Origin of the sequence: Akkermansia sp. GGCC_0220, from assembly GCF_017566105.1 — a bacterium.
GTDB classification, from domain to species: Bacteria; Verrucomicrobiota; Verrucomicrobiia; order Verrucomicrobiales; family Akkermansiaceae; genus Akkermansia; species Akkermansia massiliensis.
Window position 1 is genome coordinate 1 of the sequence record NZ_JABFCI010000228.1, and the last position, 212, is coordinate 212.

Here is a 212-nt window from a genome sequence, read left to right on the forward strand (position 1 = left end):
TTTTGTCTGAACTACCGATTAGTTCGGTTTTGATATGACGGCTAACATCGCGCTTCAACGCGTATTGCATCCTTTGATCTAGGCGTTTGTCCATGCAGCGCAAAACGGCTTGTATCATCTGCTCTAGGTTGAACGGTTTTAGGATGAAGTCAGAAGCACCAAGCTTAAGTGCCGAAATGGTCATCTCTAAATCGGCATAGCCAGTCATGAAG

At 45.3% G+C, this 212-nt stretch carries 1 pseudogene; it reads right to left on the bottom strand.

Going from position 1 to position 212, the window contains the following annotated elements:
- Window positions 1-212: pseudogene (locus HJW02_RS13620) on the bottom strand (sigma-54-dependent Fis family transcriptional regulator); the annotation flags it as partial.